This is a genomic window from Accumulibacter sp., assembly GCF_036625275.1.
Taxonomy (GTDB): Bacteria; Pseudomonadota; Gammaproteobacteria; order Burkholderiales; family Rhodocyclaceae; genus Accumulibacter.
In genome coordinates this window covers 30,213-44,347 of sequence record NZ_JAZKUD010000017.1, presented here as the reverse complement: position 1 = coordinate 44,347, position 14,135 = coordinate 30,213, and the positions used below count along the sequence as shown (strand labels likewise).

Here is a 14,135-nt window from a genome sequence, read left to right as displayed (position 1 = left end):
GCGCGATGTATCGCTACGACAAGACTGACCAACAGATCATCAACGAACGCGTCACCCAGTATCGTGACCAGATCGGCCGTCATCTGGCCGGCGAACTCACGACCGACGAGTTGCGTCCCCTGCGCCTGCAGAATGGCCTCTACATTCAGCGACACGGGCCGATGTTGCGAATCGCCATCCCCTACGGCATGCTCGCCGCTACACAACTGCGCAAGCTCGCCGAAATCTCGCGCCGCTACGACCGCGCTGTCGGGCACTTCACAACGCGCCAGAACATGCAGCTCAACTGGCCGCAGTTCGAGGAAACTCCGGCGATCCTCGCTGAACTGGCGAGCGTGCAAATGCATGCCGTGCAAACCTCGGGCAACTGCGTGCGCAACATTACCAGCGACCATTTCGCCGGGATCGCTCCCGACGAACTGACCGACCCCCGCCCCTACTGCGAACTGTTGCGGCAATGGTCGACCTTCCACCCGGAATTCGCTTTTCTGCCACGCAAGTTCAAGATCGCGGTCAATGCCGCGGCCGTGGATCGGGCCGTGATTCGTGCGCACGACATCGGCCTCGACCTTGTCCTCGGTGACGACGGCGAAATCGGTTTCCGGGTATTTGTCGGCGGTGGTCTCGGCCGCACGCCGATCCTCGGCAAGGTGGTCCGCGAATTCCTGCCGCGCCGGCATCTGCTCTCGTACCTGGACGCCATCCTGCGCCTGTATAACCGCTACGGTCGTCGCGACAATATGTACAAGGCGCGCATCAAGATTCTCGTGCAGGCGCTCGGCATCGAGGAATTCAGCCGCCAGGTCGAAGCCGAGTGGTCGCAGCTCAAGGATGGCCCGACGACCGTGCCGGACGCCGAATTCGCGCGCCTTGCCGGACATTTCACCCCACCCGCCTGGGAAACGCTGCCGGCTGAAGACCCGCTGCACGCCGCCCGGGTCAGGACAGACCGGGCCTTTGCCCACTGGGTCAGGCGTTGTGTGCATGCCCACAAGACGCCAGGCTACGCTGCCGTCACCCTGTCGCTGAAAGCGCCAGGGGTTGCTCCCGGCGACATCAGCGACGTGCAGATGATGGCCGTTGCCGATCTTGCCGAACGTTTCAGTTTCGGCGAAGTCCGCGTCAGCCATGAACAGAACCTGGTCCTTGCCGACGTCTGCCAGCGTGATCTCCACGAACTCTGGCAGATCGCTCGCAGCCATCGCCTGACGACCGCCAACATCGGCCTCCTGACCGACATGATCTGCTGCCCCGGTGGCGACCTCTGCGCGCTCGCCAACGCGCGCTCGACCCCGATCGCCGAGGCGGTCCACCAGAAATTCGACGACCTCGACTACCTCTACGACATCGGCGACATCTCGCTGAATATTTCCGGTTGCATGAATTCCTGCGGCCACCACCACGTCGCCAATATCGGCATCCTCGGCGTCGACAAGAACGACGAGGAGTGGTATCAGATCACGATTGGCGGCCAGCAAGGCAATGCTGCAGCGATCGGCAAGGTCATCGGTCCCTCGTTCTACGCCCAGGAAGTCCCCGCGGTGATCGAGGCGCTGATCGCCGTTTATCTCGAAAACCGGACCGGCAGCGAGCGCTTCATCGACACCCTGCAGAGGATCGGCATCGATCCGTTCAAGGTCCGTGCTTACGCCGGTCGTGATCGACGCAGAACCGCCAAGGTCGAGAACCTGGAAAAGGAGGTCGTCAATGCCTAGGATCATCAAGAACAGGCAAATCGTCGAAGACGACTGGCAGGTGCTCGCCCTCGCTGCAGGGGAAACGCCGGATACGGTGCCGCTGCCGGCTGCACCGGTACTGCTGCCACTGTCGGTCTGGCAAGCCCGCCGCGACGAAATCATCGCCCGTGCTGCCCCTTTCGGCGTCTGGCTCGACAGCCACGAAGGTCCGGAAGCGCTGGCCGGCGACATCGACCGTTTCAGTGTGATCGGCGTCAATTTTCCGAAGTTCACCGATGGCCGCAGCTACTCCAGCGCCCGCCTGCTGCGCGAACGTTATGGCTATGGCGGGGAAATCCGCGCCCTTGGCGACGTCCTTCAGGACCAGATCTTCTACATGCAACGTTGCGGCATCGACGCCTACGCGCTGCGTGCCGACAAGGACATCGAGAAGGCCCTGGCCGGCTTGTCGGTTTTCAGTGAGACCTATCAGGCGGCGGTCGACCAGCCGCAACCGCTGTTTCAAAGACGCCCGAAACAGGAACCCGCATGAACCACCCGCTCAACCTCGACGACCCGGCGCTGCTCGACGCGCTGGCCGCCCGCGTCGACGCAGCCAGCGCGCTGCTGCACGAGATCGCCGACGACTTCTCGCCAGCGGCTTTCGCCAGCAGTCTCGGCGCCGAAGACATGGTGCTGACCGACCTGATCGTCCGCGAAGTTCCCGAAATCGAAATCTTCTCGCTCGATACCGGTCGCCTGCCGGTCGAAACCTATGATCTGATCGCCCAGGTCAGGAAGCATTACGGCCTGGCGCTTCACCTCTACTATCCGCGTCATGACCTCGTCGAGGCCTACACCTACGCGAACGGGATCAACGCCTTTTACGAGTCGGTCGAACTGCGCAAGGGTTGCTGTCTGGTGCGCAAGGTCGAACCTCTGCAGCGCGCGCTGACTGGCCGGAAAGCCTGGATCACCGGCCTGCGCGCGCAGCAGGCCCCAACCCGTGACGGTTTGCCGATCCGCAGCGTCGACACGGCCAACGGTGGCCTGATCAAGTTCAACCCGCTCGTTGACTGGAGCGAACGCGAGGTGTGGGCTTACCTCAAGCTCAACGAGGTTCCCTATAATGCCCTGCACGACCGTTTCTACCCGAGCATCGGCTGCGCGCCGTGTACACGACCGATCACGCCTGGAGAGGATATCCGCGCCGGTCGCTGGTGGTGGGAAAACCCGGAATCCAGGGAATGCGGCCTACACGTCAAGCGTACCGAGCTTCCCGAAAGGCAATCATGAGCACAGCAACGCTCTCACAACTCACTCAGGTCAAGCTATCCCATCTCGACTGGCTGGAATCCGAAGCCATTCACATCATGCGCGAGGTTGCCGGCCAGTGCAGCAATCCGGTGCTGCTCTTCTCCGGCGGCAAGGACTCGATCTGCATGCTGCGTATTGCTGAAAAGGCTTTCCGCCCGGGCCGCTTTCCGTTTCCGCTGCTGCACATCGACACCGGCCACAACTACCGGGAGGTCACCGACTTCCGCGACTGGCGCGCGCGCGAACTCGGCGAGCGGCTGATCGTTCGCTCGGTCGAGGACTCGATGGCACGTGGCACCGTTGTCCTCAAGTCACCCGACGAACCGCGCAACAAGCATCAGTCGGTGACGCTGCTCGAAGCGATCGAGGAATTCGGCTTCGACGCCTGTATCGGTGGGGCGCGTCGCGACGAGGAAAAGGCCCGTGCCAAGGAACGCATCTTCTCGTTCCGCGACGAATTTGGCCAGTGGGACCCCAAGAACCAGCGACCCGAACTCTGGGATCTCTACAACGCGCGCAGCTTCAAGGGCGAGAACATGCGCGTCTTCCCGATCTCCAACTGGACCGAGATCGACGTCTGGCAGTACATCGAACGTGAGCAGCTCGCGCTGCCGTCGATCTACTTTGCGCATCGTCGCCCGCTGGTGCGCCGCGGCAGTGGCCTGCTGCCGGTCACCGAAGTGACGCCGGCGAGACCCGGCGAAACGATCGAGAACCTGATGGTGCGCTTTCGCACCGTCGGCGACATCACTTGTACCGCGCCGGTGGAATCCGAAGCCGACAGCATTGCCAGGATCATCGCCGAAACGGCCATCACGACGATCACCGAGCGCGGTGCGACCCGCCTCGACGACCAGACTTCGGACGCCTCCATGGAACAACGCAAGAAGGAAGGATATTTCTGATGTCTGCGATCGAAAGACTTCCGACCGCCGCCGTTCCCGACAACGGCCTGCTGCGCTTTCTGACCTGCGGCAGCGTTGACGACGGCAAGAGTACGCTGATCGGCCGCCTGCTGTTCGACAGCAAGACCATCCTCGCCGATACCCTGCATGCAATCCAGCGGACCTCGGCAAAACGCGGACTCGATATCGTCGACCTGTCGCTGCTGACTGACGGCCTGCAGGCCGAACGCGAACAGGGAATCACCATCGACGTGGCCTATCGCTACTTCACCACCGGTACGCGCAAGTACATCATCGCCGACGCCCCCGGCCACGAGCAATACACGCGCAACATGGTCACTGCCGCATCGACTGCCGACCTGGCCATCATCCTCATCGACGCCCGCAAAGGAGTGTTGACACAGACCCGTCGCCATTCCTATCTGGCGCATCTGCTCGGCATTCCGCATGTCGTCGTGGCGGTCAACAAAATGGATCTCGTCGACTACTCGTCCGCGACCTTCGCACAAATCCGCAGCGACTACCAGGAATTTGCGGCCGGTTTGGGTCTGAGCGACGTACGCTTCATCCCGATGTCGGCACTGCAGGGCGACATGATCGTCGAGCGCGGCGAGCGCCTCGACTGGTACGACGGCCCGACATTGCTCGAGATTCTCGAAAGTGTGCCGGCCATCCACAGCGCCCACGCCGAGAAATTCCGTTTTCCGGTGCAATACGTCTGCCGCCCACAGGATTCCGCCAACCCGGAACTGCACGATTATCGTGGCTTCATGGGCCGTGTCGAATCGGGCGAACTGGTCGTTGGTGATGCGGTTACGGTGCTGCCTTCCGGGCGGGAAACGCGCGTCAAGGACATCCAGGTGCTCGGCGAATCGCTTGGCCGGGCCGTGGCCGAACAGTCGGTGACGATTCTGCTCGAAGACGAGATCGACATCTCGCGTGGCGACATGATCGTCAAGAGCGGTGAATTGCCGAAGGTTGCCAGGCAGATCGACGCGATGCTCTGCTGGCTATCGGAGTCGCCGCTCGATCCGCGCCGCAAGTACCTGCTCCGCCACACTACCCGCGACAGCAAGGCCCTCCTCGCCGGCATCGTCTTCCGCGTGGACATCAACAGCATGCAGCACGAGACGGCCGAGCGACTGGTGATGAACGACATCGCGCGCGTCAGCTTCAAGCTGGCGCAACCGATTTTCGCCGACCCCTACGCGGAAAGCCGGGGAACCGGTGCTTTCATCGTCATCGACGAGTCATCGAACAACACCGTCGGTGCCGGCATGATCGTCTGACCGCCCGTATCGACCATGGACATTCACGGCAAACCCATCGCGGAACGTATCGACTGGCTGTTCGGCCTCGCCGACCGCCACAGCACGATTTTTCGCAGCCCGGAAGCCTGGCTGGCCCGCGAACGCTATCTGGCCGAACACCCAACCGCGATCGCCGTCCTCAAGTGCATGGACGGCCGCATCAACATTCCCGTCGCCACCAACACTCCGGTCGGCATCCTGATGCCCTTCCGCAACCTCGGCGGCATTTTCGACCTTGGCTGGCCACATCTCGGCGAGGTCCTCGCGCACCATGTGCAGCGCGTGGTCAGTGCCGGCCGTCATGTCGTCTTCCTGGTCACCTACCACTATTCGCAAGGCGACCCCAGGCGCGGCTGCGCCGGTTTCCAGTACGATACGGCAGCGGCGATCGCACACACCTACGAGATTCGCCACCAGGTCGAACACATTTTCGGGAGCGACCACGGCACCGTCTATCCGCTGGTTTGCGGTTTCGAAACCGACGAGGATGCGCTGGTCATCCACGGCACCGCCGGCGACAAGCTCGACCTGGCCATCTTGACTTCGAGTGACCGGGCGACCCTGGAACTGCGCTTGGCCGCCCTGCTGCCGGATATGCCGGCGCGCATGCGCGCCGACCTGCTGCCGCTGCTGTACGGCAACCTGGCACATATCGAAGACGTACGCGCGCAAATTCGCCGTAACGAACGTCTGCTCGACATCGAACACCGCGAGTGGATGATCTGTCTCGGCCGAGGCTTCGACTTCCTGCACACGCCCAACATCGCCCTGATCATCGGCCCTTACAGCCCGAATCTCGATGTCCCGATCCGCCGCGCGGCCGGCATCATTGAAGCCAATATGCGGGCCGGTCGCATCCCGGACGACGGTTTTCTGCTGCTGGCCTCGGTGCCCTACGATGAAATCGGTGTGGACCGCGCACGCGCCGAACTCAAGTCGCGATTCCTCTCGACTTTCGCCGCCGAGGTCATTCGTGCCGAGTTTCCCCACCTCAGCGAGCAGATGACCATCCGCACCGCCGTCCTCGACTGGCGCTCACGAACCCTGGAGACGATCGCGTAAGGGAGATTCAAGGCCCCAGGAAAACTCCACCCTCTTCCGCCGACTCTCTTCTGCCTTGACCCTCGCCATGTCCCTCCACACTCATCTGATTTTCGGCTTTCATTCGGTTCTTGCCAAACTGCGCCACGATCCAGGCGCGGTGCGCGAGATCTATGTCGATGCGGGTCGCCACGACGCGCGTCTGCGCGATCTGCTTGGCCACGCGGAGTTTGCCAAGGTACGGATACTACCGGTGGAGTCTGCCCGCCTTGCAGCGATCGCTCCCGGCGCCAGGCACCAGGGGGTCATCGCCAGCGTCGATGCCATTCAGCGCCAGTTAGCGCTGGACGATGTGCTCGATACGCTCGAAGAGCCGGCTTTCCTGCTGGTCCTCGACGGCATTCAGGATCCGCACAATCTCGGGGCCTGCCTGCGCGTCGCTGATGCCGTCGGTGCGCACGCAGTGATCGCTCCCAAGGACCGTGCTGTCGGCCTGACCCAAACAGCCGTCAAAGTGGCCAGTGGGGCTGCCGAAACCGTACCGTACATCACGGTCACCAATCTGGCTCGCACCCTGCGTGAACTCAAGGAACGCGAAATCTGGGTGATCGGTACCGATGACGAGGCGAAAGAAGATCTCTATGGCGCGCAGTGGCCAATCGCCTGCGCCTGGGTACTGGGTGCCGAAGGCGACGGCCTGCGCCGCCTGACTCGGGAAACCTGCGACCAGTTGGTACGCATCCCGATGCTCGGATCGGTGACCAGCCTCAATGTCTCGGTGGCCACCGGCGTCTGCCTTTACGAGGCGCGGCGGCGGGCCGGCCAGCAAACCGGCAGGAAATCGCCGACCGCCACGCCGGTCTCTCAAGTCTTGTACGAGTAACGGTAGACGTAGCCCTTGTAGCCATAACGGTAATTCTGGCGGCTGACATTGAGGTCGTTGAAAACGAAGCCCTTGACCTGTACACCCGCCTGATTGAGCCGTTTGACTGCCTGTTCGAGTTCGCGAATCGGGTGTTTTCCTGCGCGGGCGATCATCAGCGTCGCTCCGACATGACGTCCGATGATCGCCGCATCGGAAACGGCAAGCACCGGCGGCGCATCGACAATCACCGTGTCGAAGTTCGCCGCGAGTTCGGCCAGCAATCCCTCGAAACGCGGATGCATCAGCAATTCGGAGGGGTTGGGCGGAATCTGCCCGGTGGCGACCACCCGCAGTTTGGGCAGCACCGTAGGCTTGAGGATTTCTTCGAGCGAGGCCTGTCCGGCAACATACTCGGACAGTCCAGGCGCACGCTCGATGCCGAATTCCTTGTGCAGGTGCCCCCGGCGCAGGTCGGCGTCGACGATCACGACGCGTTTATCGAGCTGTGCGAGGACGGCGCCCAGGTTCTTGGAAACGAAGCTCTTGCCCAGACCGGGACTCGACCCGGTAATCAGCAAGGAGTTGCGCTGCGCGTCGAGGAGCGCGAAATGAAGCGTCGTGCGCAGTCCGCGCAGGCTCTCCACCGCGTCTTCCTCCGGATCGACGACCGCCAGAAGTCCGCCCGTGCCATCACGCCCGTGGCGATGCAACTCGACCTCGGCCTTGCTGTGCGGCACCGTCGCGTACACTGGCAGACCCAGTTGTGATTCGATGATTTCCGGGTCTTCGACGACCACACGCAGCGAACGCAACACCCAGATCACCAGCATGCTGACCAGCAGGCCGAGGAGCAATGCAATGCTCAGAATGGCGACCGGACCAGCGCCAACCGGCTTGCGGGCGACCGCAGCGACGTCGATGACACGCACGTCGCCAACAGTGCCGGCCTTGGAAACCCGCAACTGCTGAGCAGTGTTGAGCAACTCGGTATACAACCGATTGGAAACCTCGACATCACGAGCGAGACGCAGAACGGTCTGCTGGGTATCGGGCAAACGTGCCACCTCGGCGTCGAACTGCTTGCGGCGTTCATTGAGCCGCTGTAGCTTGTTTTCCATCGCTTCGATCCGCGGGTGCTCCGGTTTGAAGTGCTGACGCAGTTCGTCCCGCTCCTGCTTCAGCAGCACCGCGGCATTTTCAACGTCAACCAGCGACTTCAGGATCGCCTGTGTCTCGAGGTTCAGATCGAGAGAACCGCGGCTCTGACGGTAGTTGTTATAAGCCGCTTCGGCGCTGTCCAGTTGCGTTTTCAGCGCCGGGAGCTGGGTTTCCAGGAACTTCAGGGTTTTCTCGGCTTCGGCCGACCGTCGTTCGACATTCTGGCGAACATAAGTGTTCTGGATGTCGTCGAGGACCAGACCGATCTCGGCCGGATCCTGCCCGAGCAGGCTCAATTCAAGGACTCCCGACTTCTTGCCGCGTTCCTTGACCGAATAGTTGCGACGCAGATCGTCAATCGCCGTTTCCGCCGAAAGCTTTCTGAGCCAGAACTGCGTCCCTGGCCGTGCCTTCAGTTCCGCGACAAAGATCGCGTAGCCCTGATGACTGGCACGCGTCCCGGCCTTGCCCTTGAGGACCCGTTGATCGTCCTCGTCGAAGATTTCGAATGCTCCGCCCTCACCGGCGATCAGGGTATGTAGCTGGTCAAGTTGCACCGGCGGGACATCGAGCGAATCGACCTGAATGCGCTCCCCCCCCCAGGCGAAGCTGGCCAGGCCCAGCCAGGGTGAATTGGGTTCTTCACCCTCGTAACGCTTGGCAACCGCGCTGCCAAGCAGGGGTAACGTCCTCGGATTGACAATGATGTCGAGCTTGAGCTTGGCCACCACCCGTCCGAGGACCATCCGCGAACCCAGGATTTCAATCTCGGCAGAAACCGTCGTATCGTCACCCAGCAGTGGTTGCAGGGCTTTCAGCGAGCCGACCCCGGAGCTTTTTTCCTCGACCTGCAACAACCCGTCTGCCCGGTACACCGGCTTGACCACCAGCAACCAGACCAGACCAATGGCCAGTGCCAGCAGACTGATCGCTGCAATCAGCCAGCGGTAGTCGATCAGTACGGCCATGATCTCGCCAAGCGCCATGCCTTGATCCACCTCTTCGGAAGAAATCTGCGGCAGCGCCTGCGTTGCGGCTGCGTTCATGCCGGAAACAGTCTTTGCACTGGCAGCGGGTCTTGACGAGTCGTTATCCATTTAACATCCGTAGTTGCATAGCCGCCCGACAACGGGCCTGACGGTTAATGTGGAAGTCGCGTCAGCGACTCACGAATCTCCCCCCCACTTGCGGGAACGAAGGCGGGGTTTCGCGGAACACTGCTCCGCGCCGCCGTAGCCGGCCCGCGATGCCGCGCGGGCCGTGGAAGGGGTCGGGAGAGAGGGGAACGGTCATGACTTTCATGATCGGGGATGCCTGGAAAAGTCATGACCGTTAAGTATGGTGAGTCGGCAGGCCATCGCACTCGACGTGCTGGCCAAGACTGGGACCGGAAAAGCGGCCCGCTGCCGGTTCAACGCGACGGTTGTCGGCCACCGAAAAGCGGGAAATAGGTCTGACTGGTCAGATTGAGCATCTGTGCCGTCGGCAGCATGTTGGCGATCACGCGCTGCCAGCGGACAATCGGTGCCGTGTCGACGTAAATGATGTCGCGGGGCCGCAGCGGGAAGCGGTCGGCAAGCAGCATCGCGTCAGGCAGGCTGGCATTGAGATGGAACAGCTCTGGCGTATCGCTGTTGCCGCGCATGACATAGACCCAGCGTGGATCAGCGGTGGTCTGATTGATGTAGCCGGAATCGCTGAGCGCTTCAGCAAGCGTCGAACGTTTCTTGTTCATCACCAGCGAACCCGGTTTGGCCACTTCGCCAAGCACAAACACCTTGTTATAGCTGCGGTCAGCGACGTTGACGATGTCCCCCTGCTCAAGCAGTGCATTCTGCTCGCTGATACCGTAGTCATACATCGCCTGAATATCGACCAGGTAAGTCGTACCCCGCCTGGTCAGCAGCACACGACTGAAATCCGCATCGGGCGTGAAGCCCCCGGCCCGATTGACCGCATCGAGGACGGTCATCGGAATGTCGGTCACCTGTTGTATACCCGGTTTGACCACTTCACCGACAACGTACACCTGTTGGCTGCGGAATGCCACCATGCGCACGTCAAGCTGGACCTTCTCGATGTACTTGGCCAGTTTGGTCGACAGAATCAACCTGACCTCGCTGGTCGTTTTGCCCTGAACCTTGATGACGCCCACGTAGGGAAAGAAAATCGTCCCGTCCTCGGCAACGACGGTGCCGGCTTGCTCGGCCGTACGAAAGCTGCCGGCCGGGATGGTCAGTTCCGGATGATCCCAGACGATGATCGAGATGATGTCACCGGGACCAAGTCGGTATTCCGGCACCGCCGCAGGCTTATCGCTTGACAGGCGAGGATTGTTCCTCTCTGCCGCCCTGGCAGAGCTGGTCCCGTCGCCGACTGGCGGCCGGGCCGCCTTGAACAGATCGATGATCAGTTCAGCAGTGATCGGCTTGATTTTGACGTTGGCGGGAGCCAGCGTGTCCCCCTGCTGTATCGGTAGCCGTACGTCCGACTCATCGCGGTGACTGTACGCCTGGTTACCCGGAATGATCATGCAGCCCGCCAGCGTACCCGCGGCGAGACACACCAGGATCTGGCGGCTCCTGGCCAAAGGAACCAGAGACACATTCATGCTGAAGTTCATATCCTAATATCTCACACTCCCGCGAACGTACGGTCGACCAAGCCGTTCAAACGATCTTGCTGACCCAGGGCTCGAGTGCTTCCTCGATCAGCTGCAGTGCCTCGGCGTGTGCCTCCTCCCCCCGCCGATACGGGTCGGGAATCTGTGTTTTCGTCCAGTGGCCGAGCAGGAAAGTCTTGCCACGCGCCGTCGGGTCCATCGCCAGCACTGCGTCCCGGTGGTGTGTTTCCATCACCAGCACCAGTTCGGCCCAGCGCAGTCGCTCGCGAGTGAGCTGACTGGCACGGTGAGCACTGAGATCAACGCCACGGGCGTTCATCATTGCGCAGGTCGCTTCTGCCGCAGGATGATCGACCAGCGCACCGATACCTGCCGAACGTGCTTCAATCCGCTTGCCAGCCTTCTCGATGCGTTGACGCAGAAGGAACTCTGCCGCAGGACTGCGACAGATGTTGCCGGTACAGACAGTGAGAATCCTGTTGAACATTACCAGTCACCCACTCCCAGGCGGGAGGCTGAATTCGAAGCCTGCACCCTCGCTCCGGATCATGCGTTGGCCGTACTCTTTCGAGTATATCAAAGTGCCCTGCGCACAACGGCGATCGGCACGCCGGCTGCCACCCCCGGTCATGGCAATGTAGGCGGAATGAACGTCGTTCTCGGTGTTGCGGGAGAGGAACAGCCTCACCTCGATACCCCGCTGTTTGGCGAGACGCTTTTTGATGCGTAGAGCATCGCGCTGGATTCTGCCGATCAACTGATCATTGCCTTCGGTGGGAATATGCACCACACAGTAGACTCTGCGTTCTTGGCTGCTCGATGCGGCCATCTGGTGCACACTCACCTGGTAATCATAGTCGCTGCCCAGTCCTTCTGAAATCACGCCGAGCACTTCCCGACATTTCTCCTTGCGCAGATAGCCGATAAAGATGCCGCGCACCTTCACCGACGGCAGGCCGAGCCAGCCGTTGATCGACCGTAGCCAGGGCACGATCCGACCTGGCCGCAGAATCACCAGGAAATACACGCCGCATACACCGATGAATAACCCGAACATCAGATACTCCGGCACACCAAACAATAGCCCCCCGATACCGATCAGTCCAAAGAGCAGTTGGATGGTAACAGCCAAGGCCACCACGTCGCAAACGCGATAATCAGCGCAAACAAAGAGGTGATGCAGATGGTGGCGGTCGGGGCGAAACGGCGACTTGCCCTGCCAGATGCGGCGGATCATGACACCCACGGTATCCATCAGCGGCCATGCGAACAGCCACAAGGCAGTGACCGGAGTCATCACCGCCTCCTGGTCCTCTCCTCCCTGTGACAACACGATGAACAACCAGGCAAACAGGAAGCCCAGCAACATGCTCCCGTTGTCCCCGAGAAAGACTCGCGCCCGGGGGTTGCCAGGATAGCGCAGATTGTAATAGAGGAAACCGCCGATACCGCCCATCAGGGCGACGATGAAAAAAACATATCCGGCACTGTCGGCACTATGGGCAAGCATGGCGACAAGCGCCAGACTGACCAGGCTCACCGAGCCCGACAAACCATCAATGCCATCGATCATGTTGAGGGCGTTGATCAAGCCGATGGTCGAGAAAATGGCCATGGGGATGGCCAGCCAACCCAGATCGACAGCCCCACCTGGCAAGATTTCTCCCAGCGACCTCAGTTCGACTCCGCCGATCAAAACCATTGATAGAGCAGCCAGGGCTTGAATAATCAAACGGGGCTTGAAACCGAGACACCAGATGTCGTCGGCAAGACCCGTCAGAAAGATGATCACGGCACCGACAAGAAGCCCAGACGGCCCAGACAAGGAAGACCAGCTAAAATCCACGAAAGGCCAGTTGTCCAGCAGTGGTACGCTGAGGAGAACGGCGAGCACGCCAAAGCCACCAACGAATGGCGTGCTGGTTTGATGCTGCTTATGCCCACCGGGTCGATCCATGATCCCCAGACGACTGGCGAACACAGCGCTGAGCCGGATTGCCACGCCGGATATCAACAGGCAGACGCCAAATAGAACGGCCAATTCCATGGCCACCTCCATAGTTTACGGCCAGGACCCCACCGCCACCGAGGCGGATCACACGCTCATCGTTTCACCAGGCTCTACACAAGCAGAACCCTTGCTGGCTCTGCTTGCGCATTTCCGGTGGCGCTGTCGCGCCGAGGAACTTGGAATCTTGGAATGAATCAGGGAAGGCGACGGCCGCCAAAGAGCAGACCCATGAGGCCGATGCCCAAAAGTGCCAGGGAGGCAGGTTCGGGAATGGCATTGAGCTGGAGGTGCATTCTGAAGCTGACATCGGCAGGAAGCCTCGATTGGCCCAACAAGGGTGCCAGCCAGTTCAGGTCCTGCTCGGACCATGCGGCGAAGGTTTCGTCGGCAGTATTCAACTTCCAATGGATGGAGAACTCGTCCCCTGGCACGGATGGGTTCGGGTCGAACAGGTAAGACCCAGGGTTACTCCCCATGACCGCAGCCAGGATCGACAGACCCAGGCGCATGACCGGATCACTTGACAACGCGGTGTAGTTTGGCCACGACCCGGTCACATCGAAAATCATGGTGTCGGGGAGTAGTGCCGGATCGGCACCTGCTTCAAGTCTGGCAAATGCCTGGTAGCCATAGGGCCTCAACGAAAGAGGTCCCAGCCCGGCCGGCAAACCACCCAACGAGGCTAGCAGGGTATCGACGAACTTGTACTTGCCAGTAGCGTACTCCTTGAAGGCCGAATCGGGGTTGGAACACCCAGGCGCCCCGGCGGCTCCGTAAGAGAAGCACCCCTCGGTCAGATCCAGGATCATCTGTCCCTTGATGCCAGCCGTTGCCGGCGCAGCAACCAAGAGCCCCGCGGTGAGACCGGCGATGGACAGCGCCGGGCCAAAAATTGATTTCAGATTCATCATGGTAGCTCCTAGAAAAACTCGTGACGGGACCATTGCCTGACACTCTGCCAGGCAACCGCAATGTTGAACATTTCCTTTTTATATCATGGGCAACTCGCCATCAAAGCAAAGCAACATCAATGCCATGTATGGCCATTAAATCAAATACTTTTTATAAACAGCCCGTTAGCCGCCATTTGTCATTTTTTGGCCTGTCTTTTGACTTACCGCAAGCGGCCATGTGTAAAAAAAGTCGACACCTCCCGGCGCCATGGCGACGCATTGCTGGCGGATCAAGATTCGCCGTGGCTTGCGGTTACAGTACTCACCGCGCTATAG

13 protein-coding genes are annotated in these 14,135 nt (G+C 60.9%); 8 read left to right on the top strand and 5 right to left on the bottom strand.

What is annotated here, in order from left to right; genetic code table 11:
• Positions 1-5 precede the first annotated feature (5 nt).
• The 7 genes from V5B39_RS08545 (at position 6) to rlmB (ending at position 7,132) form a co-directional block, all read left to right on the top strand.
• Positions 6-1,715: a nitrite/sulfite reductase gene (locus V5B39_RS08545; protein ID WP_332342471.1), complete on the top strand. Its 1,710-nt coding sequence runs from the start codon at positions 6-8 to the stop codon at positions 1,713-1,715.
• Positions 1,708-2,229: a DUF934 domain-containing protein gene (locus V5B39_RS08540; RefSeq protein WP_332342470.1), complete on the top strand. Its 522-nt coding sequence runs from the start codon at positions 1,708-1,710 to the stop codon at positions 2,227-2,229. Before V5B39_RS08545 ends, V5B39_RS08540 begins: the two co-directional genes overlap by 8 nt.
• Complete coding sequence (locus V5B39_RS08535) at positions 2,226-2,972, top strand: phosphoadenylyl-sulfate reductase (protein WP_332342469.1); 747 nt, start codon at positions 2,226-2,228, stop codon at positions 2,970-2,972. The genes V5B39_RS08540 and V5B39_RS08535 overlap by 4 nt, the downstream gene beginning before the upstream one ends.
• Positions 2,969-3,898, top strand: coding sequence for a sulfate adenylyltransferase subunit CysD (gene cysD / locus V5B39_RS08530; RefSeq protein WP_332342468.1), 930 nt, complete (start codon positions 2,969-2,971; stop codon positions 3,896-3,898). The genes V5B39_RS08535 and cysD overlap by 4 nt, the downstream gene beginning before the upstream one ends.
• Entirely contained in the window at positions 3,898-5,187 is a 1,290-nt protein-coding gene (locus V5B39_RS08525; protein WP_332342467.1) for a sulfate adenylyltransferase subunit 1, read from the top strand. Before cysD ends, V5B39_RS08525 begins: the two co-directional genes overlap by 1 nt.
• 15 nt (positions 5,188-5,202) lie before the next feature.
• Positions 5,203-6,270 carry a hypothetical protein gene (locus V5B39_RS08520; protein ID WP_332342466.1) on the top strand — a complete coding sequence of 356 codons (1,068 nt, stop codon included), beginning with the start codon at positions 5,203-5,205 and terminating at the stop codon, positions 6,268-6,270.
• A 67-nt stretch (positions 6,271-6,337) separates the two neighbouring features.
• On the top strand, positions 6,338-7,132 hold the full coding sequence (gene rlmB / locus V5B39_RS08515) for a 23S rRNA (guanosine(2251)-2'-O)-methyltransferase RlmB (RefSeq protein ID WP_332342465.1): 795 nt from the start codon (positions 6,338-6,340) through the stop codon (positions 7,130-7,132).
• On the opposite strand, the gene V5B39_RS08510 is transcribed toward rlmB, so the two are convergent.
• The 5 genes from V5B39_RS08510 to V5B39_RS08490 form a co-directional block, all read right to left on the bottom strand.
• Positions 7,114-9,318, bottom strand: a complete 2,205-nt coding sequence (locus V5B39_RS08510; RefSeq protein ID WP_332342464.1) for a polysaccharide biosynthesis tyrosine autokinase — start codon at positions 9,316-9,318, stop codon at positions 7,114-7,116. The genes rlmB and V5B39_RS08510 overlap by 19 nt on opposite strands.
• A gap of 365 nt (positions 9,319-9,683) precedes the next feature.
• Entirely contained in the window at positions 9,684-10,883 is a 1,200-nt protein-coding gene (locus V5B39_RS08505) for a polysaccharide export protein (RefSeq protein WP_332342463.1), read from the bottom strand.
• Between the two features lie 58 nt (positions 10,884-10,941).
• The gene (locus V5B39_RS08500; protein WP_332342462.1) at positions 10,942-11,382 is read right to left on the bottom strand and encodes a low molecular weight protein-tyrosine-phosphatase; all 441 of its coding nucleotides are present in this window, start codon (positions 11,380-11,382) and stop codon (positions 10,942-10,944) included.
• 6 nt (positions 11,383-11,388) lie between these two features.
• Entirely contained in the window at positions 11,389-12,942 is a 1,554-nt protein-coding gene (locus tag V5B39_RS08495) for an MraY family glycosyltransferase (RefSeq protein WP_332342461.1), read from the bottom strand.
• A 158-nt stretch (positions 12,943-13,100) separates the two neighbouring features.
• Positions 13,101-13,817 (bottom strand): PEP-CTERM sorting domain-containing protein, encoded by a 717-nt coding sequence (locus V5B39_RS08490; protein WP_332342460.1) that lies wholly within the window; start codon positions 13,815-13,817, stop codon positions 13,101-13,103.
• 60 nt (positions 13,818-13,877) lie between these two features.
• Here V5B39_RS08490 and V5B39_RS08485 point away from each other — a divergent pair, with 60 nt between their 5' ends.
• Positions 13,878-14,135, top strand: a complete 258-nt coding sequence (locus tag V5B39_RS08485) for a hypothetical protein (RefSeq protein ID WP_332342459.1) — start codon at positions 13,878-13,880, stop codon at positions 14,133-14,135.

Excerpts from the sequence above, each read along its gene's own strand:
- rlmB (WP_332342465.1), top strand. The coding sequence starts at position 6,338 with ATGTCCCTCCACACTCATCTGATTTTCGGCTTTCATTCGGTTCTTGCC.
- cysD (WP_332342468.1), top strand. The coding sequence starts at position 2,969 with ATGAGCACAGCAACGCTCTCACAACTCACTCAGGTCAAGCTATCCCAT.
- V5B39_RS08495 (WP_332342461.1), bottom strand. The coding sequence starts at position 12,942 with ATGGAATTGGCCGTTCTATTTGGCGTCTGCCTGTTGATATCCGGCGTG.
- V5B39_RS08505 (WP_332342463.1), bottom strand. The coding sequence starts at position 10,883 with ATGAATGTGTCTCTGGTTCCTTTGGCCAGGAGCCGCCAGATCCTGGTG.
- V5B39_RS08485 (WP_332342459.1), top strand. The coding sequence starts at position 13,878 with ATGTTGAACATTTCCTTTTTATATCATGGGCAACTCGCCATCAAAGCA.
- V5B39_RS08540 (WP_332342470.1), top strand. The coding sequence starts at position 1,708 with ATGCCTAGGATCATCAAGAACAGGCAAATCGTCGAAGACGACTGGCAG.
- V5B39_RS08525 (WP_332342467.1), top strand. The coding sequence starts at position 3,898 with ATGTCTGCGATCGAAAGACTTCCGACCGCCGCCGTTCCCGACAACGGC.
- V5B39_RS08520 (WP_332342466.1), top strand. The coding sequence starts at position 5,203 with ATGGACATTCACGGCAAACCCATCGCGGAACGTATCGACTGGCTGTTC.
- V5B39_RS08510 (WP_332342464.1), bottom strand. The coding sequence starts at position 9,318 with ATGAACGCAGCCGCAACGCAGGCGCTGCCGCAGATTTCTTCCGAAGAG.
- V5B39_RS08500 (WP_332342462.1), bottom strand. The coding sequence starts at position 11,382 with ATGTTCAACAGGATTCTCACTGTCTGTACCGGCAACATCTGTCGCAGT.
- V5B39_RS08535 (WP_332342469.1), top strand. The coding sequence starts at position 2,226 with ATGAACCACCCGCTCAACCTCGACGACCCGGCGCTGCTCGACGCGCTG.
- V5B39_RS08490 (WP_332342460.1), bottom strand. The coding sequence starts at position 13,817 with ATGATGAATCTGAAATCAATTTTTGGCCCGGCGCTGTCCATCGCCGGT.
- V5B39_RS08545 (WP_332342471.1), top strand. The coding sequence starts at position 6 with ATGTATCGCTACGACAAGACTGACCAACAGATCATCAACGAACGCGTC.